This is a genomic window from Coleofasciculus sp. E2-BRE-01 (assembly GCF_040221695.1).
GTDB lineage: Bacteria > Cyanobacteriota > Cyanobacteriia > Cyanobacteriales > Coleofasciculaceae > Coleofasciculus.
Genome location: NZ_JAVKEA010000160.1, coordinates 35,748 through 59,861, shown reverse-complemented (window position 1 = coordinate 59,861; position 24,114 = coordinate 35,748). Strand labels below are relative to the sequence as shown.

Annotated in this window: 11 protein-coding genes; 5 read left to right on the top strand and 6 right to left on the bottom strand. The window is 45.9% G+C overall.

The window, feature by feature from the left end:
* Positions 1–141: 141 nt before the first annotated feature.
* From RIG66_RS19855 to RIG66_RS19840, 4 genes are all read left to right on the top strand, one after another.
* On the top strand, positions 142–7,191 hold the full coding sequence (locus RIG66_RS19855; RefSeq protein ID WP_446380471.1) for a PAS domain S-box protein: 7,050 nt from the start codon (positions 142–144) through the stop codon (positions 7,189–7,191).
* A gap of 132 nt (positions 7,192–7,323) precedes the next feature.
* Entirely contained in the window at positions 7,324–7,695 is a 372-nt protein-coding gene (locus RIG66_RS19850) for a hypothetical protein (protein ID WP_446380470.1), read from the top strand.
* A gap of 432 nt (positions 7,696–8,127) precedes the next feature.
* Positions 8,128–11,943, top strand: a complete 3,816-nt coding sequence (locus RIG66_RS19845) for a PAS domain-containing protein (RefSeq protein ID WP_446380469.1) — start codon at positions 8,128–8,130, stop codon at positions 11,941–11,943.
* Positions 11,944–12,566: 623 nt separating this feature from the next.
* The gene (locus RIG66_RS19840; RefSeq protein WP_446380468.1) at positions 12,567–14,117 is read left to right on the top strand and encodes an AAA family ATPase; all 1,551 of its coding nucleotides are present in this window, start codon (positions 12,567–12,569) and stop codon (positions 14,115–14,117) included.
* Positions 14,118–14,368: 251 nt separating this feature from the next.
* On the opposite strand, the gene RIG66_RS19835 is transcribed toward RIG66_RS19840, so the two are convergent.
* The 6 genes from RIG66_RS19835 to RIG66_RS19810 form a co-directional block, all read right to left on the bottom strand.
* A complete protein-coding gene (locus RIG66_RS19835) occupies positions 14,369–16,612 on the bottom strand; it encodes a molybdopterin oxidoreductase family protein (RefSeq protein WP_446380467.1) in 2,244 nt (747 codons plus the stop codon).
* A gap of 829 nt (positions 16,613–17,441) precedes the next feature.
* Positions 17,442–18,965, bottom strand: a complete 1,524-nt coding sequence (locus RIG66_RS19830; protein ID WP_446380466.1) for an MFS transporter — start codon at positions 18,963–18,965, stop codon at positions 17,442–17,444.
* A gap of 748 nt (positions 18,966–19,713) precedes the next feature.
* Entirely contained in the window at positions 19,714–20,067 is a 354-nt protein-coding gene (locus RIG66_RS19825; RefSeq protein ID WP_446380501.1) for a PadR family transcriptional regulator, read from the bottom strand.
* 106 nt (positions 20,068–20,173) lie between these two features.
* The gene (locus RIG66_RS19820; RefSeq protein ID WP_446380465.1) at positions 20,174–20,392 is read right to left on the bottom strand and encodes a hypothetical protein; all 219 of its coding nucleotides are present in this window, start codon (positions 20,390–20,392) and stop codon (positions 20,174–20,176) included.
* Between the two features lie 42 nt (positions 20,393–20,434).
* Entirely contained in the window at positions 20,435–21,007 is a 573-nt protein-coding gene (locus tag RIG66_RS19815; RefSeq protein ID WP_446380464.1) for a Uma2 family endonuclease, read from the bottom strand.
* Between the two features lie 4 nt (positions 21,008–21,011).
* Positions 21,012–21,950 (bottom strand): cupin-like domain-containing protein, encoded by a 939-nt coding sequence (locus RIG66_RS19810; RefSeq protein ID WP_446380463.1) that lies wholly within the window; start codon positions 21,948–21,950, stop codon positions 21,012–21,014.
* Between the two features lie 378 nt (positions 21,951–22,328).
* Between RIG66_RS19810 and RIG66_RS19805 the strand changes: the two genes are divergently transcribed.
* Complete coding sequence (locus RIG66_RS19805) at positions 22,329–24,020, top strand: GH3 auxin-responsive promoter family protein (RefSeq protein ID WP_446380462.1); 1,692 nt, start codon at positions 22,329–22,331, stop codon at positions 24,018–24,020.
* Positions 24,021–24,114 lie beyond the last annotated feature (94 nt).

Here is a 24,114-nt window from a genome sequence, read left to right as displayed (position 1 = left end):
AACCCGCCCTAACCTAACCGTTCAATTATCGCAAATGACCAATGAAGAATGACAAATGACCAATAACCAATGACAAATGACCAATGACGACATTCACCGTTCACGTTAATTGTTTCCACCTACTTATTCCCCGTTTCCTGTATGCTAAATCCTGGTCAATCCCTAAAATCATTCCTAGCTAATGTTGCCGGAAAGCTTCCTCTGAGAACCGTTATTATTGTTCCGTTTGTCCTGCAAATTGTCGGAACCGTGGGATTGGTTGGGTATCTTTCCTATCGTAATGGTCAAAAGACAGTTGACAACTTAGCCTATCAGTTAATCGATGAGGTGGACGAACGTGTCGAGCAAAATGTGTCTCATTATATCGAGATTCCTCAGCATATTACTCAAAACCTTGCCGCCGCTATTCGCACTGGAGTTGTAGACTGGAAAAATTTTCCGGGTTTAGAACGCTACTTCGCCCAGCAACTGCAAATTTATGACACGGTGAGTAGTATGGCAATCGTCACTGAGGAACGAGAATTCTTGAATGTAGGCAAATTATTAGCAAGTGATTCTTTAGTTATCCGTGTTTTAGATCAATCGACGAACTACGCCTTTCACTACTATACTGCCAATCTTCAGGGTCAGCGAATTAAACGAACCCAAGTTAGATATGACTTTGATCCCCACACTGATCCACCCCAAGGTGATTCTTGGTATCAAGCGACAAAGCAAGCCGGTAAAGGAATTTGGCATCCGCTTGTTAGTTTATCCCAGGGCGTTGATCAACCCCTATTGCTGATCGCTAATTTTTTGCCGTTTAATGACTCAGAGGGGACGTTTCAAGGGATTGTGGTCGCTACCTTTTTTCTGCCTGAGTTGGCTGAGTTTCTAGAGAATGTGGAAGTGGGACAAACGGGTCAAGTTTTCATTGTTAATCAAAAAGGAGAACTGGTTGCTAGTTCTACGGGTGAAATACCCTTTAATCCAGATTTAGAGTCAGATTATCAGAAAAACTTAAATCCTCAAGACTGGCGGCTACCTGTTCAACAGAGTAGGAATCCTCTGACTCAAGCGTCTGTAAGCTTTCTATTGAATCAGGTTAATCACTGGTCTGAAATCAAGCAAGACCAAACGTTTAAGTTTACATTTAACCACAATCGCTATTTCCTGCAAATTAACCCCATCCAGGAGCAATCGGGGTTGAATTGGTTAATTGTTACCGTGGTTCCGGAATCAGACTTTATGGCAGAAGTTTATGCCAATACGCGCACCACGATAGGATTGTGTGTTGCGGCATTAATCCTGTCTATTGTGCTGGGAATTATTACCGTTCGCTGGGTGACAAAACCGATTCTGAAGTTAAATAGAGCCGCTGACGCGATCGCACGGGGAGAATGGCAGCAATCCCTGCCGATTAACCGTAAGGATGAAGTCGGTCAACTGGCAAATTCTTTTAACACAATGGTAGCGCAATTACACCAGTATTTTAATCAGTTGCAAGCCTCCAATCAAGCTTTAAACCAGAGTAAAAACCAGTTGAATCAAATTCTGGCAGCCATACCCGTGGGCATATCGGTTCATGATGTAACTGGACAATTGACCTATGCTAATCAAAAGTCAAAAGAGTTACTGGAAATTGAGACATTACCCGATGCCAAAATCGAGGACTTAGCCGTAACCTATCAGATTTATCAGAGCGACACCCAGCAGTTGTATCCGGAAGAAAATCTGCCTGTCGTTCGCGCTCTGAATGGGGAACAAATGATGGTGGATGATATGGTCATTCATCAACGGAGTCGGATTATTCCCGTAGAAGCTTATGCAACACCTTTATTCGAGCAAACGGGGACAATTATCGGCGCAATCGTCGCCTTTTTTGATATCACCGAACGCAAGCGAGCCGAGGCACTTCAACGGAATTATAATCGTACTCTAGAAGCCAACGTTGCTCAACAAACGGCTGAGTTAAGGGAAGCGAATAAACAATTAAAGCGAGAAATAGCAGAACGTCAGTTAATCACAGGTAAGCTGTATAGTTCTGAGCAACGAATTCGGACTATTTTTGAGGCGATTAACGATATTATCCTAATTATTGATAGGCAGAAAGGTATCGAAGTTGCCCCGACTAAACGAACCTACTTATCCTCGGAAGACACTGAGCTGCTAAATATCATTGTCGAGCAGTTTGTTCAAGACCCGGAGGAACTTTGGTTCAGCCAAGTGCAACAGGTATTGGACACCCAGCAACCCCTTTATTTTGACTGGAATTTAAACCAAGATAACCATGAGATATGGTTTACTATCTCTATTACGCCTTTGTCCGATCAGGCGGTAATTTGGGTAGCGCGGGATATTAGCGATCGCAAACGGGTAGAAGAGGCTCTCCGTACCAGTGAATACCTGTATCGCGCCATGGCTAAGAACTTCCCCAATGGAGCAATCTTTCTGTTTGACCACAACCTACGCTATCTGGTGGCGGATGGTCAGGCGTTAGCCGAAGCCGGACATCGCGGGGAAGCCTTGCTTGGCAAAACCCCCTTGGAGGTTTTACCGCCAGAAAACTGTGCCATGGTTGAGCCACTTTATCATGCCGCGTTAGCCGGAATTGAGCAGACTCAAGAAATTAACCTCGGAGGGTTTACCTATTTATGTCAGAGTACGGCGGTGAGAAATGATGCGGGTAACATCATCGCCGGGATGGTTGTCACCCAGGATATCACCGATCGCAAGCAGTTTGAACAAGCCTTAATCAGGAGCGAGAACCGCTTCCAAGAAATTGCCAGCACCGTGAGTCAGTTCTTCTTTGTTCGCTCCGTCAGTTCCGGTACGTTTCTTTACGTTAGTCCCGCCTACGAAAGGATGTGGGGACGTTCCTGTGAGAGTTTATATCAAGACCCAGAATCCTGGCTGGAGGCGATACATCCAGAGGATCGTCCGTTGGTTCTCAATTCCCTTAACCAACAGTTTCAAGGACATTCAGTGAAGCGGGAGTATCGAATCATTCGAGCCAATGGTGAACAACGCTGGATTACTGCTGATATTTCTTTGGTGCGGGATGAAACAGGAGAACCTTTGCGGTTTATCGGATTAGTTGAAGATATTACTGAACGAAAACAAGCGGAAGAAGCCTTACGCTACAGTGAGCAACTGTATCGTACCATGGCAAAACATTTCCCCAATGGCGCAATTTTCTTGTTTGATCAGGATCTTCGGTATTTAGTGGCGGATGGTCAAGGATTAGGTCGGTCAGGATCAGGATATAGTCGGAATGTCTTAGAAGGAAAAACAATTGGGGAGGTCTTATCTGACCAAGAATGTGCCGTAGTTGAACCCCTGTATCGTGACGCTTTAGCCGGGATAGAAAAAAGCCTGGAAATACCCTATCGAAATAATATTCATCTGGTACAGACTCGGGCGGTGCGAAATGAGGCGGGAGAGATTATTGCTGGGATGGTTGTCGCCCAAGATATCACGGAATGGAAGCAAGCTGAGGAATCCTTAAAAGAAGGGGAAGCATTTTTACGCAGTATTTACGAAGGCATTGAAGCGGCTGTCTTTATCGTTGACGTTCTGGACAATGGTGAATTTCGCTATGTTAGTATTAATCCCACCCATGAACGGATGTCCGGTCTGCGTAACTCAGAAATACAAGGGAAAACGCCACAAGAGGTATTAGCGCCAGACATTGCTGAGGCGGTGTGTCAACGGTATCGCCGCTGTCTGGCAGCAGGAGAAAAAATAACCTATGAACATTCGCTGCACCTGAAGGGAAAAGACTCTTGGTGGATTAGTAATTTAACCCCTATTAAAGACAGCAAATCCCGCATTTATCGACTGATTGGCACTAGCTTTAATATTAGCGATCGCAAACAGATTGAACTCCAACTTAAGGAAAATCAACGGTTTATTGAAAAAATCATCAATACTTCGCCACAACTGCTTTACCTGTTTGACCCAACGGCGGGAACCGATCTCTATATTAATCGACAATCTCTGGATATCTTAGGCTACACTCCCGCCGAAATTGTCGGACGAGGAATACAGTTTTTCCTGGATGTCCTCCATCCCGATGACTTGCCGTTAATTGAGCGGAATATAAACTTTTGGAACACGGCATCAGATAGCGATATCTTAACCACTGAGAGTCGATTTCGCCATAAAGATGGCTCGTGGCGCTGGTTACTGTCACGGGAAGTGGTATTTGAGCGGGATGAAAATAATCGGGTGATTAGGATTTTGGGAACGTCTCAAGATATTACTGAACTCAAAGAAGCCGAAGATGCCTTGCGACGGTATGAACGGATTGTGTCATCAACAATCGATGCCATTTCCTTGGTGGATAGCAATTACACTTATCAGATTGTCAATCAAGCCTATCTGGATTGGAATCAAAAACACTATAACGAAATTGTTGGTCATTCGGTGAGTGAATTGCTGGGAGATGAGGTGTTTGAACAGGTGATTAAACCGAATTTAGATCGCTGTCTGGCAGGTGAAACGGTAAGCTATGAAGAATGGTTTGATTATCCAGTAGGGAAACAGGAATTTATCAGCGTCACCTATATCCCTTACCTGGATGCTAATCAGCAGATTTCCGGCGTCGTGGTCAATTGTCGGAATCTCACCGAATTGAAACAGGTGGAAACCCAATTACGGCAAACGAATCAGGAAATGCAAGCTATTTTTGATGCGTTTCCGGATATCCTATTTCGGCTGGCAGCAGATGGCACGATTCTGGATTTTCGCACCAAAAACTATCAGGAGTTATATACCTCACCCGACTCATTTCTGAACCATAAAATTCAAGACGTATTCCCGACTGATGCCGGAGAAAAACTCTATGCCGCGATTGATCAGGTTTTGACAACTGAATCCCTGGTTAGTGTTGAGTATTTCCTACCCCTTAATCAGGGGAAACAATACTTCGAGGCGCGAATGGTTCCCCTGAATCAAACTGAAGTCATTGCCCTCACCCGAAATATTAGCGATCGCAAACAGGCTGAACTGGCATTGAGTCAGCAAAAAGAAATTCTCCAGACGATTTTTGATTCTATCCCAATCCTGTTGTGTTTCTATAAAGAAGGAGTTGAGGTAGAATTCATTAACCCAGCATTGGAGCAAACATTGGGATGGTCACTGGCAGAAATGCGAGATATTGATATTATGGCAGAGATTTATCCTGACCCAGACTATCGCGCCTCAGTGTTAGAGTTTATGCTCAAAGCCGATGGGACTTGGCAAGACTTTCAGACTCAAACCCGCAGGGGCGAAGTTCTAGAAATTACTTGGGCAAATATTCGCTTACCCGATGGTTCTACAGTGGGAATTGGTAAAGATATTACCGATCGGAAACAGGCAGAATTAGCGTTACAAGAGCGGGAATACAGGCTGCGTACTCTAGCCGATAATCTGCCCAATGGTTTAATTTATCAACTCGTTCAAGAATCTAATGGCAAGGTTTACTTCTCCTACATCACCGCCGGAATTGAACGCTTACTCGGAATTAAACCTGAGGTAATTCTCCAGGATGCCAATGTGTTATTTGATTTAACAATTGAAGAAGATTGTCGGCGACGAGATCAATTAACTGAAGAATCGCGACGTAATCTTTCAGTGTTTGAAATGCAGATGCGAAACCGAACACCTAGCGGTGATCTCCAATGGTCTTATCTACGTTCCGCCCCCCGTCGTTTAGCCGATGGGCGCACGGTTTGGGATGGGATTCAAATTGATATAACTGACCTGAAGAAAACTGAGATCGAATTAGCCAAAGCCAAAGATGCTGCCGAAGCCGCCAATCGTGCCAAAAGTGCGTTTTTAGCCTCAATGAGTCATGAACTCCGCACGCCCCTAAATGGGATTTTAGGCTATGCTCAAATTCTTAAACCCAATCCTAATTTAACCTCTAAACAAAAGGACGGCATTGAAATTATTCACCAGTGCGGTGAACACTTACTCACCCTGATTAACGATATTTTAGACCTGTCGAAAGTGGAAGCCGGAAAACTGGAACTCTATCCCGAAGACTTTCATTTTCCCTCATTTATCGTCGGACTCTGTGAAATATTTCGCCTCAAAGCTATTCAAAAAGATATTACCTTTAACTACAATGATTCTACCCCGATACCGCAAGTCGTTCATGGGGATGAAAAGCGCCTGCGTCAAATCTTAATGAACCTGCTTTCCAATGCGGTTAAATTTACCGATAAAGGCAGTGTCACTTTTACAGTAAATATAATTCACAAAGGACAAAAGATAAATGACCAAGGACAAATGAAAAATGACAAAATCCGCTTCCAGGTTGAAGATACGGGAATTGGCATGAGTGCCGAAGACTTAGAGACAATATTCTTACCTTTCGAGCAAATTAAGGAAACTTCTCGTCACCATGAAGGCACCGGATTAGGATTAGCAATTACGAAGAAACTCATCGCCTTGATGGGAAGCCAAATTCGGGTTGAAAGTCATCCCGGCGTGGGGAGTAAATTCTGGTTTGAGGTGGATTTACCGGAAGTCTCTTCTTCAGCCAAGTTTATTCCGGCAAAACCGATGGAGACAATTGTGGGGTATTCTGGTGCTAAACGTAAAATCCTGATTGTGGATGATCGCTGGGAAAATTGCGCGGTTCTCAGGAGTGTTTTAGAACCCATTGGCTTTGACATCCAAGAAGCCGCGAATGGACAAGAGGGATTAGACAAAGCGCGGGAATGGCAACCGGATTTGATTCTGGTTGATATTGTTATGCCTGTGATGGATGGGCATCAGATGACCCAAGAATTACGTCAAATCCCTGAGTTTAAAACAACACCAATTATTGCCATTTCAGCTAATGCCTTTGCCAATAACCGCGTTGAGAGTTTAGAGGCTGGCTGTACTGATTTTATTACCAAGCCGATTGCTACAGCAGACTTACTTCAGAAAGTTCAGGTGTATTTAAATGTGTCATGGGTTTATCAGGATAAAGCTGAAACCTCTAACTCTTATTTGGAATCAGGCGATCGCGTAATTCCGACGCAGGAGGAGTTAAGGGTTCTCTATGAAGCGGCGAGTATGGGGGATGTCGCTGGCGTTGAGGAGGAAACGATGCGACTGCAAGATATTAATCCAGATTATATTCCCTTTGCCCTTGAAGTGTTGGAACTAGCGGCTCAGTTTGACTATGACAAAATTGTTGATTTATTGGATAATTATTTTGGGGATTGGTGATTGGTATTTTGTCATTTATCATTCTCTAAGCAAGATCCCCGACTTCTCCAAGAAGTCGGGGATCTGTCTGTGTACCTCACTTACTTGAAAAGCGCTGTAAAATAGTACGTTATATCCTAGATAATTTTTCCCATGCAAGTTACATTTAACCTTCCTGACGATGTAGCACAACGAGTTAACGCTCTGGAGAATTGCTTACCTCAAATTCTAGAACTGGGTTTACGAGAATTTGAAGCTATCACTCATGTTGGTTTTTCTGGGATAGCTGAAGTCTTGGAATTCTTAGCAACTCTACCAACACCCGAAGAAATTATTGCCCTGCGTCCCTCTCCAGCTTTGCAAACTCAAATTCAAACATTGTTGGAGAAAAATCGCACTGTCGGGTTAACACCTGATGAAGAAAAAATTTGGCAAAGTTATGAATATTTAGAACATTTGGTGCGAATGGCTAAGGCTAAAGCATTGCTGAAATTGAAAGATTATAGCAGTACCAAGACAGGTTAGGACATTCTGTACCGTTCCCTGTTCCCTAATCTCCACCGCTAACTTTAATTGTGTCCACCTAACTTAGGGGGAATGTCATTGACTTAAGCTGGGTTCGTAGTAGGCACTTTAGTGCCAGAAGCGCTAAAGCGCTTACTACAAACTCTAAAGTCAGTAGCATTTAACTTAGGGGCGGGTTTAGGGATCAATGTTGATCGTCTGAGATAATTGAACAGACAAAACCCGCCCTCTTTACCCGATCGGCTTTTTGATAGATTTAGTCTAGCGTCAAGCTAGATAAAAACGGCGACAGAGTAATCGGGAAACTGAAGATCGTTTCACCGATGCTAGCTAAGTTAAATTTTGAGTAAAACTAGACTCCTCTATCTACCCCATCCCGTGCCAAGCGAATAGAATAGCATTACCGGGCAAGGGAAACTAAGCGAAGAGAAGATGTCACTCTATCCAAACTCTCAGTTACATCCAGATTCCCCAAACAAGTTGACGAACGTCTGGGGGGAGATTCATAATTCTGAAAGCTATGCACAAATTCTAGTCATCGATGATACGCCAGAGAATCTGAAACTGGTTTCGGATTTCTTGAGAGACGCTGGCTTTGAGGTGCGGATTGCTAAAAGTGGTGAGCAAGGGTTGAAACTCTTAGAGAAATTGAATCCCGATCTGATCTTACTGGATGTGATGATGCCAGACATGGATGGGTTTGAAACCTGTCGTCATCTGAAAGCCTGGGAGAAAACCAAAGATATTCCCGTCATTTTTATGACGGCGGCGGTGGATACGTCGAATTCTGAGGCAAAAGTCAAAGGATTATCTTTAGGGGCGGTTGACTATATTAGCAAACCGATTCAACTGGATGAGGTGTTAGCCCGGGTTAAAATTCACCTGCATCTCAAACTATTAACCCAGCAACTCCAGAACCAAAACGCCCAGTTGCACCAAGAAATTCGCGATCGCCAAAAAGCCCAAGCCGATTTAGCCGAACATACGCGGCGCTTAGCCTTGCGTTCAGATATCGGATTTGCCTTGAGCTCCGAAAGTGATTTATCCCCAACGCTGTTTCGCTGTACTCAGGCTTTTGTCCAACATTTGGATGTCGCCTTTGCCCGAATTTGGACGCTGAATCCCCAAGACAATATCCTAGAGTTACAAGCCTCGGCGGGACTATACACTCATATTAATGGCGCTCATGCCAAAATACCTCTGAGTGACTCAAAACTAGGTCGCATCGCCAGTCAACGCCAACCCCACCTCACCAATGATATCCTCAATGACCCAGAAATCAGTGATCCAGACTGGGCGCGACGGGAAGGAATGGTATCCTTTGCGGGTTATCCCCTGATCGTTGAAGATGAACTGGTGGGGGTTATGGCAATGTTCGCCCGTCATCCCTTATCCCTATCGACTTTGCATACCCTTGCCTCCGTTGCGAATGAAATCGCGGTAGGAATTGAACGCCAACAACTGGATCAAGCCCTGCAAGAGTCTCAGCGCTGGTTACAAGCAATTAATGATGCGAATCCCAATATTATCTACATTCATGACTGGGTAGAACGACGCAATATCTACGCTAACCGGGAAATCCATGAAATTTTAGGTTACACCCCCGAAGAAATCCAAGACATGGGGAATCAGGTTCTCTCGCTACTGATGCATCCCGATGATTTTGCCATCCTCTCAGATCATGCCCAACGAATTAAACATGCCAACGTGGGGGAAGTCTTTGAGTTAGAGTACCGGATGCGCCACAAAAATGGGGAATGGCGTTGGTTATTTTGCCGAGAAACCGTGTTTAAACAGGATGCAGACGGGACAACCCGACAAACCCTGGGGGCTGCGATTGATATGAGCGATCGCAAAACAGCCGAAGCCAACCTGCGCCTGTCTGAAGCCAGACTCACCGAAGCCCAGAAAATTGCATCTGTTGGTAGTTGGGAGTCGGATCGGCTAACGGGGGAGATTATTTGGTCAACGGAACTCTTCCGAATTTATGGGCTTGAACCTAACCCAAACCCCCTCACCTATAAGCAACATCTAACTTGGATTCATCCCGATGATCGTCCTTTATTTGCCCAACAGGTAAAAAACGCGATCAAGACTCCTCAATCCTACACAATCGAATATCGAATTATCCGCCCTGATGGTGAAATTCGCTATTTAGAAGGTCGAGGTCAACCTGTCTTGAATGCCCAAAATCAGGTGATTAAACTAATGGGAACCGTTCTGGATATAACAGAACGCAAGCAAGCCCAAATGGTGCTAGAACAGCAAAATGATCTCCTGAAACAGATTGCCTCCGATGCGCCCCTCCCAGATATCCTGGAAGCGTTAGCCCGGTTCCTAGAGGAACAGTCTGGGCAAATGCGCTGTTCCTTTCTCTTAGTCGATGAACAGGGGAAACTGTGCTTAGGTGCAGCACCGAGTTTACCTGATACCTATAATCAAGCGATCGATGGTGTGGACATTGGTGAGGGTGTGGGTTCCTGTGGTACGGCGGCGTATCGCCAAGAAACGGTTATTGTCACCGATATTGCCACTGATCCGTTATGGGCAGATTATAAAGACTTAGCCTTAGCTCATGAGTTGCGAGCCTGTTGGTCTGTCCCCATTTTATCCAGTAATGGCAGCATTTTAGGCACATTTGCCGGGTATTATCACCAACCGCAAACCGCAACTAACCTAGATCAAGACTTAATTGATCAAATTCTCTACCTTGCCAAAATAGCCATCGAACGGGCGCGATCGCAAGCCGCCTTACGCCAGAGTGAAGAACGCTTACAACTAGCATTAGACGCCTCTGGAGATGGGTTATGGGATTGGAATGTCAACACCGGAGAGGTGTATTTCTCCCATCACTGGTTCGATATGCTGGGTTATGAGCGTGATGAACTATCAGGACATATTAATACTTGGGAAAACCTGATCCATCCCGATGATAAACCAGGGGTAATTAACCTATTACAAGAACATTTACATGATCACTCTATTCCCTATAAATTAGACTATCGACTCCGAACGAAATCCGGGAACTATAAGTGGATTTCCAACTACGGGAAAGTCGTCGCTGAGAATGAAAACGGTTTACCTGGGCGGATGACAGGTACTCACCGCGATATTAGCGATCGCAAACAAATGGAACTGGCACTACAAGCATCAGAAACCCGGGAACGGAAAAAAGCCAAGGCGCTACAAGATACCCTCAAAGAATTAAAACGCACCCAAGCCCAACTGATCCAAACCGAGAAAATGTCCAGTTTAGGGCGGATGGTTGGGGGAGTGGCACATGAAATCAATAATCCCACCAACTTTATCTACGGCAATATTACTTATGCCCGTAACTATTTCCAAGACTTATTACAACTGATGCAACTCTACCAGCAAACCTATCCTCAACCCACCATCGAGATTCAGCAACTGAGTGAGGACATTGATTTAGAGTTTCTGGTCGAGGATTGGGATAAGCTGATTAACTCCATGGAAATAGGGGTTCAACGCATCGAGAAAATTGTGCGATCGCTCAAATCCTTTTCCAAATTAGATGAAGCAGAATTAAAACCCGTTGATATTCATGAAGGCATCGATAACACCCTGTTCATGTTACAGCATCGACTCCGGGCTGAAGGCAATCGCCCAGAAATTCAAGTGATTCGACACTATAGCCAACTTCCCCAAGTTGCCTGTTATGCCAGTCAGTTAAATCAAGTCTTTATCAATATCTTTGATAATGCGATTGAAGCCTTAGACTGTCAAGCCGAACCTCGATTGATTACCATTACCACTGAAGTCTCTAATAATAAAGAATCTGGAGGTACACAGGAGCGTGTAGAGACGTGCCATGGCGCGTCTGAAAGTAGGGGAGATAAGGAGGTTAACTCAACAGTCAGTCAGGGCAAGTTTCGCACAAACATTATCATCAATAGCGAAACGAAAATCCAAAAATTTACCCCTATAAACCAGGTTCCAGATCAGCCTAGCCTTGGGTCAACACTCAACACTCAAAACTTCCCCCAATCCATTATTATTCGGATTAGCGATAACGGAATTGGCATGAGTGAAAATGTGCGTCAGCATATCTTTGACCCGTTTTTCACCACCAAACCAGTGGGGAGTGGCACAGGGTTAGGGTTAGCCATAAGTCACCAGATTATCGTGGAAAAACACCAAGGTAAAATTAGCTGTGTGTCTGACTTAGGTAAAGGCACAGAATTTATTATCGAAATTCCCGTTAATTTGAGTCATTCTAGGACATGATATCAAGTGCGATCGCCTTCCCAACTTACCCCGAATGCATTTAATTAACGAAATGTCAACTATCCACGCGATCAAAACTCGGTCAGGGCGGATTTTACCGATAACCTTTGACAAAGGACGCCAGGATGATGTGTAGGGGCGACCCGCTTGCATCAATTCACAACGGCGTCCACTTAATTGAATCGGGTCGCCCTTTACTCAATGGCGCTGTTTATAACCTGGTGGGTTACGGCGGATATGGGATTAGATGGTTTGTTTTTTTACGAAGCACCGCCTAACCCACCCTACAGGTGGACACTGCCTGGTGGGTTACAGCGGATATGGGATTAGGGTTGAGGAACGAAACCCAACTCATATCATGCCCGGTTAAACATTCTGACTGTTCACGGGAAGTCTCGAAACCATGCCCGACAATCATTGCCAAGGGTCAAAACTCTCGCACTTGATCGGGGCGGGTTTAGTCACATCTAGGTGAGGAACGAAAGGGTAGTAGTGAAACCCGCCCCTACAGGGTCTCTCATTCAAAACTATTGATACCATAAAGTAACGGGTTTGAAATGATGGGAAAACTCTCAAGAGTTCCCTCCTGCCTTCTGCCACCTGCCTTCTGCCACCTGCCTCCCATGCCCAAATGGTTTAACATAGCCGGTCCTTGCAAAGCCGACATCCACTACATGCTCTCACCCCTAGCGCGACTCCCTAACCTAGACCGACTGATTGAGCAGCAGGGCTACTTTGTCATCCATGCGCCCCGACAAACAGGCAAAACCACCGCCATGCTTGCCCTCGCCCAACAGTTAACTGCCAGTGGACAATACGCCGCCGTCATGGTATCCGCAGAAGTCGGCGCTGCCTTTCCCCATGATCCAGGAGTCGCAGAAAACGCCATGCTGGGCAGTTGGCGCGAGAATGCCGAAGACTATTTACCCACAGAACTCCATCCACCGCAATGGTCTCCGGCAGAACCCGGACAGCGTATCCAGTCCGCATTAAGGGCTTGGGCAAAAGTCTCCCCCCGTCCCCTTGTCTTGTTCATCGATGAAATTGATGCGTTGCAGGATGAAACCCTAATTTCGGTACTGCGTCAATTGCGTTCTGGGTATCCCAAACGTCCCCAACGATTTCCTCACTCTCTGGCGCTGATTGGGGTGCGGGATGTACGGGACTATAAAATCGCCTCTGGGGGGAGTAACCGCTTGAACATTTCAAGTCCCTTCAATATCAAGATTAAATCCTTGACCCTAAGCAACTTTACCGCCAAAGAAGTCGCCCAATTGTACGAGCAGCATACCAACGAAACCGGGCAGGTTTTTGAGCGTGAGGCAGTACAGCGAGCATTTGCATTAACCCAGGGTCAACCCTGGTTAGTCAATGCCTTAGCCAAAGAAATTGTGGAAGTCATTTTGCCTGATCCGCAACAGGTAATCACAGTGGATCATATCGAGCAAGCTAAGGAAATATTGATTCAACGACAAGATACTCACCTGGATAGTTTAGCTAGCCTACTTCAGGAAGATCGGGTACGGGCGATTATTGAACCCATGCTTGTCGGTCGGGAGTTGGGGGATATTCCCAATGATGATGTACAATTCCTGATGGATTTGGGCTTGTGTTGCATGAGTCCCCAGGGAGGATTAGCGATCGCGAATCCCATCTATCAGGAGGTACTCCCTCGGGTGTTAAGCCAAACCCCGCAAGCATCCTTACCGCAAATTTCCCCCAGTTGGCTGACTCCAGACGGAAAACTTGCTCCAGAGGAACTCTTGAATGCGTTTCTTAGTTTTTGGCGACAGCATGGGGAACCGTTACTTAAAAGTGCGCCCTACCATGAGATTGCGCCTCATCTGGTACTCATGGCATTTTTGCATCGGGTGGTGAATGGAGGCGGTACTTTGGAACGGGAATATGCCATTGGTACGGATCGGATGGATCTATGTCTGCGTTATGGGGATGTCACATTAGGGATGGAGTTAAAAGTGTGGCGCGAGGGGCGTCCTGATCCGATAAAAGCTGGGTTAGAACAACTGGATCGCTATCTGGCGGGGTTGGGTCTAGATACGGGCTGGCTGGTGATTTTCGACCAGCGCCAGGGACTTCCACCAATTAGCGATCGCACAACCACAGAGTCGGCACAAACTCCCGGAAATCGTGCCATTGTGGTGATTCGGGGATGAATGACGGGTTTTACCGATAACCTGTGACAAAGGGCGCACGTCTGTGCGCCCCTACGGTTGATTATGGTAGGGGCGACCCGCTTGCATTAATTCACAACGGCGTCCATTCAATTGACTCGGGTCGCCCTTTACTTAATGGCGCTGTTTTTGAAGGGATAACCTGGTGGGTTACGGCGGATATGGGATTAGATGGTTCGTTTTTTTACGAAGCACCGCCTAACCCACCCTACTTGTGGACATTCAAATCGGGTTTATTTGCCCAACATCGACTGTTGCTCAACCTCCTGTTCCCATAACACCTCTGCGGACTCTGGGACTAAACTCACCTGCACCGCACAAGCTTTTAACTCCGGTTGTCCTGAATCCGGACAAGATTCTGGATGGGTTAAGGCATTCGCTTCGGCATTGGCTGCCCACAACGCCCCCCAATGCATCGGCACAAATACCGTCCCTGGCGCGATCGCTTTCGTTACCTGAGCCGGAAACCGACTTTTGCCCCGGCGCGATCGCACGTCTACCCAATTCCCGTCTTCAATCCCTAGTTTCTGGGCATCACGGGGATGGATTTCTAGGAACGGTTGCGGATGCATTTGCTGAATCTTGGGAATATGACCCGTCCGAGTTTGGGTGTGCCAGTGACCATAAAGGCGTCCTGTTGTCAAGACCAACGGATAATTCGGATCAGGGGGTTCTGCCAATCCCCGTGAGTGATACGCCGCAAACTTTGCCCGTCCATCGGCGGTGGGGAAGCGCCAATCTGTGTACAATCGTTTTGTATTTGTCGGGGTGGGTTTAGTCTCGTTAGAGGTTGAGGACTTATCGGTAAACCCCGCCTCCGGGTTTTCCTGCGGATGGGGCCACTGAATGGGACCCTCCTGTAACTGCTCATAGCTAATACCCGTCATATCGCAAACCCGCCCACGGGTGAGTTGCACGAACTCCCGATGCACCGCCGCCGAATCCGCAAAGTCAAAGTGTTCCGTAAACCCTAAACGCCTCCCAACTTCGGCAAAGATTTCCCAATCGGCTCTAGATTCGCCCACTCGGTTGCGGAATTGGGGACATAAGGTTACCACCCGTTCGGAATTCGTCATCGTTCCCGTTTTTTCACTCCACTGAGCGGCAGGAAGGATGACATGAGCATAAGCGGCGGTTTCGGTGGGATAATAGGCGTCTTGATACACCGTAAACGGGGACTGTTTCAACGCCGCTTTCGTTCGTTCTAAATCGGGCATACTCACCGCCGGATTCGTCGCCGCAATCCAGAGGAATCCGACTGCACCTGTCTCTAATCCCAGGATCATATCCCAAGCTGGTAAACCCGGTTCTGGGGAAATTTGTCCCGGCTTGAGTCCCCACAATTGTTCCAATTCTGCCCGATGTTGGGGATTCTTGACCAACCGATAACCGGGAAGAATATGCGCCAGTCCCCCTGCTTCTCGTCCCCCCATGGCATTGGGTTGTCCGGTGAGGGAAAAGGGTCCAGAACCCGGTCTACCAAGGGTTCCGGTCATCAGGTGTAAGTTAATTAATGTGCGGACTTTGGCGGTTCCTTCCGAGGATTGGTTCATCCCCATGGACCACAGGGATAATACTCGTTCCGCATCCCCCCAATATCGAGCCGCCTTCTCCAATTCATCTAACCGAATCCCACACTTACGCGCTACAAGTTCGGGGGGATAGTGGCGAATGATATCGGCGTAGAGGGGAAAGTCTCGCGTACAGTCATCAATAAATAGGGTATTAATTTTCCCCCAACGCATCAGCAAATGGGCAATTCCATTCAGCAAGTCTATATCCGTACCTGGTCGAATCGCTAAATGTAAATCAGCAGCTTCTGCGGTAGGAGTACGCCGGGGGTCAACCACAATCATTTTCACCTTGCGGTTCTTTTTACAATGTTTGTGCAGGCGATTAAATACGATTGGGTGACATTCGGCGGTATTTGTACCAATTAAAAAGGCACAATCTGTTTGTTCTAAATCCTCGTAGCAACAGGGGGGACCATCTGATCCGAAACTCTGGATATAACCTGAGACGGCGGAGGACATACAGAGGCGAGAATTGGCGTCAAAATTGTTAGTACCCAGACAACCTTTGAGTAATTTTTGGGCAATATAATAGTCTTCGGTTTGAAATTGACCGGAACCATACATACAGATGGATTCAGGTCCTTGGGTAAAGCGGACGGTTTGCAGTTGGAGGACGATGCGATCGAGGGCTTCATCCCAACTGACTCGTCGAAAGGGCTGATCCAATGAGTCTCGCATCATCGGATATTTGAGACGATTTTTATCTAAGGATTCGCTTACTGTCGCTCCCTTGACACAAACTTTTCCCTGGCTGGAGGGATGATCGCGATCGCCCCGTACTCGCCATATTGGTGTTCCTTCACTATCGCGATGAGTGGCTTTACCGGATTGGGCGGGTGGTGTGACCTCTAAACCACAGCCCACACCGCAATAGGGACAAAGTGTTTTTGTTGAGTTAGTCATGGATTTTTTTAGGGAACAGGGAACGGGGAACACCTCGGCTTCGCTCGGTGTGTCACAGGGAACAGGGAATTAAAATTTAGAATTCATATCTTTTTGACTATCTTTCAGTTCAGGTTAAGGAAATAAAATTGTTGATTTGGTATAAACAGCCACAAAAAGTCATGGGATATGAAAAAATTACATTGGAGAAATGCTAATTTTACAGAATGGTGTGAAAATGAGCGTATTTCACTATGAGATAATAGAGGTTAGGCGCTGGTTGATGAACTGGGCAAACGCGATCGCATTCGGGTGAACAACGTCTCATCTCAGCCAATCGTCTGGGATATTGGGTGTCGCGATCGCTCTCCAACCTACGCGCTAACCTCGACAAGATGAGAGCCTTATTCTATGATGTGAATAAGCGGATTTTTGACGGGACGAAGCGGGGGCAAAAAACCCGGTTTGCCGTCAAAACGCTAGGAACCTTGACAATTAAAGATTTCAGCCGTTTTTGAGAAAGGGCAAAAAAGGCAAAAAGTCCATTTCAGCGTTTGGATTTCGTCAGCCGTCAAAATTGACTGTGGGAGTCCCGGCTAGAAAGGGTTTCAGAGGGCGGGGTTTCCTTATAATGAATCCCGGCAACGGGATTGAAACTTCCATGACGTTGACCGCTACGCTGTAGCTGTAGTAGTTTCCTTATAATGAATCCCGGCAACGGGATTGAAACACATAAACCAAATTTTAAAAGATTCACTCAAATCCCTCCATAAACCTGTAGAGACGTAGCATGCTACGTCTCTACAAAGGGATGTCGATAATTGGCTAACTTACCAATGAATCATCATCATCAATGGGTTTGTTCATCCACCAAAACTGGAACACCTTCGACTGGCAATTCGGTTTCTTCCCCTTCATGATGTGTCGCAAAAGATCCTTTAGGTTCTCTGAGGAAGAACCAACAGAGGAAGGTAACCACTAATGCTGTAACTCCTAAGGTTTGGAAGAAAACGCGGTTACCGAAATCGCCTTCTGGGAGCAAACTAAATAGGGTGAGATAGGCAACAGCACCCACATTACCATACGCCCCAACATTCCCCGCAATCTGACCCGTAACTCGGCGTTTGATTAACGGCACCATGGCAAAGGTAGACCCTTCACCAGCTTGGACAAAGAAGGAACACCCCATGGTGAGAATAACCGCAGCAGGTAGCCACCAACTCCCATTTACGGTACTCAACATCAGATAGCCAATTCCCATGCATCCTGTCAACACCGTCATCGTCCATTTCCGGCTTCCTAAAGTATCTGAAATTAATCCACCACCGGGACGTGAAACTAAGTTCATAAACGCATAACTAGCAGCAATCATTCCCGCTAATTGCTTACTCAATCCAAAGGTTCCTTCAAAAAAGGCGGGAAGCATAGACACAACGGCTAATTCTGAACCAAAGTTGACCACATACGTTAATTCCAGAAGGGCGACTTGGGAGAAGTTATAGCGATCATTAGCAGGATACCGTTTTTGATTGGTCATCAGGTCTTTATTTACATCCCAGCATTTGTAAGCCTGGAACAGATATAACCCCAACAGCGCTAACCAGGTGATAATTAATCCAGTTCGATCTAAGAAACCAACATTACTTAAACGCCAAGCCAAGACAGCCAGAACACCCACCAGAGGAACATTCATCAGCATCAGGAATCCAAAGTCCCGCTTGGTGGTGACTTCTAAGCCACCATGACGCTTGGGTTTCTGATAAACTTTACCCGGAGGTGTATCTTGAACGTTTCTATAGTAAAAGATGCCATAGAGTGCAGCAATAATACCAGTGAGTGCGATCGCTAATCGCCAGTTGATCAATCCACCCCCAGCGCCAACCGTTAATAACGCCGCGATTGTGGGTAGGGCAAACGCAGATGCAGCCGAACCAAAGTTACCCCATCCCCCATAAATTCCTTCAGCCAAGCCAATTTCTTTGGGGGGAAACCATTCCGCCACCATGCGGATACCAATCACGAAGCCTGCACCTACAATACTTAGGGCTAAACGGCTGATCACTAATTGGCTAAAGTCTTGTGCCAGGGAAAAGGCAATACAAGGAATGGCGGCATAAACCAGCAACACAGAATAGGTTAACCGTGGACCAAAACGGTCGAGTAACATACCGATAATAATCCGAGCCGGTACCGTCAGCGCTACGTTACAAATCGCCAATGTCCGAATTTGTGCCGCACTCAAGCCTAATTCTTCTTGTACGGCTGTCGCTAATGGGGCAAAATTGAACCAAACGACAAAAGAGAGAAAGAAGGCGAACCACGTTAGATGTAAGATGCGGTATCGACCGCGAAATGACCATAATTCTTGCAGCATCTGTTACTTAACCCTGTGTAAAAATTTCAGAATGGGGGCAATTTTAATCGAGCAATTTTCTTATCCACCGAATTCATCAGTGGCTGAGTGAATTGTTGCTCAAGGATAGACTAATACCCTTTTCAATTGCTCTCAATTAACCGAAGTATTTTGTTTACGGTTCCCCGATGTCCGCTACAAGAATCACACCCTTGCCAGGGAGGTTTCGTATATTTAATTACAAAATTTAAGCAAATATGCGCCTAGTGCATCATTTTTATTCTTTGAGTGCATGATTGTCAGTATGTAGTGGCGCAAGGCTTGCGCCCTGAGTGAGATGTTTGGTGGGTTACGGCAGATATCGAATGAATGGTTGTCTCCTAAATTCAACACCGCCTAACCCACCCTACTGGCTATATGTAGCTATATGTCTATATGTAGGGTGTGTTAGCGCAGCGTAACGCACCTTATATACTGGAGTTTAGACTACGAAAAATTAACCCAGCTATCACTCAAAGCTGAGAAAGAAGTAAAATTACTGAAAAATTAGAGATTAAGAGGCTTTTCTCAACCGCTTTTTGTGTCGTACTTTACCTTTTTTGACCACAGGATAACGAGTTCGTTTAGTACGCTTGTTCCCCTCGATCCAACCTGGAGACTTTCCACGGGGTTTTGGTGCAACACATCAGTTAGTCCCACAAACCCATATTTACACCTCGCCTTGAGTTGGTTTTGGTGGTCACTGATGGTGTAATTCTGCCGAAATGTGCTATATTGCTTGTTTCTCTTGAGTGATATACCTACGCCAAAACCCTGCTAATTCGCGAGCTTTATCTCGCCAATCATCAGAGATCTCATATGTACGTCGGGGGCGTCCTCGTCCTTCCACTTTTTTCCAATACCCCGTAATTGCCCCAACTTCTTCGAGAAACACGAGAGTGCTGTACAGAACTGTATCAGACAGGCGATAGGTTGGGTATTCGTGTTCGAGTTGTTGGATCAAGTGAGTGCCATAAGTATCCCCTTCTATGAGGACAGACAACACATAACATACCGCTAGTTCCTTGTTGAGATAGTTTGGAGGAGGGTCTTGAAAAAACTGATAGATATCCTCAATTGTCATCCTGTTCATCAGCTTAACTCCTTCAAAAATACCAAGGAGTCACCTGCAAAGCTTCCCCCAATTGTCATTAATCTAATCCCTTTCTTTTCCATTACCTTATCATACACTACCCGACGGCAGACAAATATAATATCCTTGGACTCAGCAATTGTCCGATATCGGACAAGCGACAACTCATCAAAGCATCCTCATGGAAAATCGAGATCAATTCTGTATGAATCACCTCTTGTCTACTCCACTTTGCGATCGCTCTTTCGCCTTCACAGGTCTTATTCGGATTAACTTCGCTTAGTGGCAACTCTTTGATTTCTTCTATATCGACCAACTAGACACCTTTAACTCATCTACCCTACGGTATATCAGAGGGTTAAATATTGCTGGGTTTTAGCCAGCCAAATAATTCGCCAACACTCAACTTAAAGTCTCCCATAAATTCTGGAGTGGGAAGTACCTGATCTGGCTCTTGAAAAATCCTGGGTTGTTGATTAGCAGGATAGGCAAGCACAGACTTCTCTGTCGGATCAATTAACCAACCCATCTGGCAACCTGCATTGAGACAATGAAGAATATTACTGATTACTTTCGTTTGGCTTTGGTCGGGAGATAAAATCTCAATTGTCCAATCTGGAGGTGTAGCAAAAACATTGGCAATATCACCCTGTTCATCTAAAGGAATACGATTCCACGTAAAAACAGCAATATCCGGCACGACGGAACGTCCAGCAAATGTACACCGTAATTCGGGAAATGCCCAAGCAATACGTTGAGGCTTAACCTCAGCATTAACCGTTGTAATTAGTTCTCCCTGAATTGTGCTGTGTTTACCTTGGGGCATCGGTTTTTGGATGACTTGACCATTAATGTATTCACTAGCAGGCTGAGTTTCTGGTAAGTCTAAAAACTCGGCTAGGGTTAATTCTTTTGTGGGAATTTGAACCATCGAATTAAATTCTGTACAATATTTGGCGAATTGTGGATTGGGGATGAGGCTGAAATAAAGCCGCGATTAAATTGCTTCCTATATAAGGAATAGCACAGAAAACTCCCAGGATAGACCGCCATCGTTCCCAATTCAACCAGGCGCGTCTAGCCGGATAAATGCGCCAGAATCGATTGACTGAACACATCATCGTGTTATGAATTCCGCTGACATCATGCCACCAGCCAGCAGGTAAATAAAGGGTTTCTCCGCGTTCTAAAATGACCTCTTTTTTATGTTCTAGGGCTTGCTTAAATTTAGGAAAGGCGTCAAAATCGGGATGCTCTAAAGACACCTGACTAAAACAGCACCGCAACTTCATCCCATGACGTAAATGACCGAGAATGGGAAAGGGATAAAGATTGTAGGTTTGAGAGGGAGGAAACAAGACAATTTTTTTGACGCCATGCAGTTGAATGAGGGTATTATCCAGGATATCGTAATGCAATCCAGAACGATGACTTCCTGAACCAATATACATTTTAAAGTCGGTGACAGGTTGAGTAAAACCAAGTTTGTCGCCCAAGGTTTTCCAGGTAGAGGTTTGGGTTAGTTGGGTAGTCTTGAGGGGGGCTTTCCCCAGATAAAGATCATTTTCTTGAACTTCGCCACGGCGCAAAAGTTCGGCATAGTCAGAGAATCGCATCGTTTCTAAGGCGACGCCACTACCGACGCGAGAATGTTTAGCCTCTCCACTGTTATAATTAGCCCGTTCATAATTCCGCACTATAAACTCACGATCGCCAATTTTTGCACAAAGATAATCCAGCGTCCAGTCTGGTTCATTCTCCAGCAATCCGGTAATCACGACAGGTGTACCCGTTTGTTGATAGCGTTGGCTAAAGGCTTCTGGCGTGAGGGTAGATATATCGACACGCGGTACAGAGGAAATCGAAAGGTTCATTGGCACATCAAACTCCTGAGAAAAGATTGTCGATGGTTAGGTAAGCCGCTGAAACGTCTAGCAGTCGGGAACATTTGAGAAACGGGAACAAAGACTAAACAAAGCGCATCTTGGCAAGGGTTCAACTCTATATTAAAGAGTAGGGGTGGGGGCGATATCCGAGATGATGTTCAAAACACTTGACAATTGATCAAAGAAGTGACCAAAATGATGAAATTTGCGATCGGTCATTGGCGAACAAGGATAGGAATCTGGACAACGACACGGTATAAGAAGATACCATAAATTGCCGAAAAATGCCGGAAAAATTGCCAAAAACTGATTCTGCTAACCAGAAACGCCCAATATCCGCTCAAATTCAACTGGTGTGAGGATGTCATGTCAAACTATGTACTGCCCCTATTAACCACGCTAACCCGACAGGTTAAAGCCAATTTCGTGAACAAGACGCATCAGACGGAGGCGGTACAGGAACGGTTTCTGCTAAAGCTGTTGCGACAGTATGGTAACACCGAACTAGGGCGGAAATGGGGGTTGAGAGAGATTAGAACCATCGACCAATTTCGCGATCGCGTCCCGGTTCTGCCCTATAGTAGTTATGAACCCTACACTGAACGCATTTTCCAGGGTGAGTCTAATATTTTAACCCCTGACCCCGTTGTCTATCTTAATCTCACCAGTGGTTCTACGGGTTCAAAGAAGCTGATTCCCGTAACCAAGCGGTTTCAAAATTCCCTAAGAGGGGCTAACTTAACCAGTATGGGGTTCTTAGCCGATGCGCTGAACACTCGCAACCGTAAGTTTGGTAAACTCTTAATTACCAACTCCGTGCAACCCCTGGGACAGACGCCAGGAGGGATTCGGTACGGTTATGCCAGTGTTGGCGTACTGCGGATGGGGAAATTTCTCTACCAACAACTGTTTGCCCATCCCTTTGAAACCCTGCAACCGGGGGATAGCCTAGTCCGCCATTACGTTTGCTTACTGTTTGCGCTACGCGATCGCACCATGCGAGGGATGATTGCTAATTTTCCCATGCTCCTGCTACGAACGGCAAGTTATTTGGAAACCTACGCCGAAGATTTAATTCGGGATTTAGAAAAAGGGACAATAGCCGATTGGCTAGACTTAGAATCCGGGATTCGGTCACAATTAGAGGATCAATGGTCAGCGTATCCGGAACGGGCACAGGAACTACGAGATATTTTACACCAAGAGGGACGCCTAACTCCGAAACAAGTTTGGTCAGAGTTATCCTTTGTCGCCACCGCACGCGGCGGTACGTCTGATTTTTACTTTCAGCGCTTTCCCGATTATTTTGGCAATACGCCTGTGTTTGGGGCGGTTTATTCCTCAGCAGAAGCCACATTTAGTATCTACCCGGATGTAGATACCGATGGGAGTATTTTGGCGATTGAAAGCGGCTTCTTTGAATTTGTTCCCGAAGATCAATGGGACGCCGAACATCCCAAAACCCTACTGGCGACTGAGGTTAAAGTAGGGGAACACTATCGCCTTTTAACCACAAATTATAGTGGGTTTTATCGCTACGATATTGGTGATGTAATCGAAGTTGTGGGATTTTACAATAAGACACCCTTAATTGTTTTCCGTTATCGTCGCGGCGGAACCCTGTCGGCTACTACAGAGAAGACAACGGAACACCATGCAACGCAGGTGATGCAAGCTTTACAACAGGAATTTGACGTACCTTTAGAAGACTTTTGTCTAACCCTTTCGGAGAGTATTGTCACCGCCCATTATTTAATTAATATTGAGTTAGCACCAGGTCAACGTTTGGACAATCCCCAAGCTTTTCTCACCAGTTTTGACCGTAAACTGCAACAAGCAAATACATCTTATGCCGTAAAACGACCGGATAATTATATCCCCGCGCCCCGCTTACGGATATTAGCACCCGGTAGTTTTGCCATTTTGCGTCAGCGTCAGTTAGAACGCGGTGTTCCCGATTCTCAGTTAAAGTTTCCTCATATTAGCAATGATCGGCAATTTTTGGCAGGGTTAGAGGTGTTAGAAGAGATTAGATTAACTGGAGATAGTGGCGAGTAGTGATGGGGAAGATGGGGAAGATGGAACGTCTGTTGTAGGGGCGGGTTTTACCATTAACATTTGATTTGCACCCTGATGTTACTAAACCCGCCCC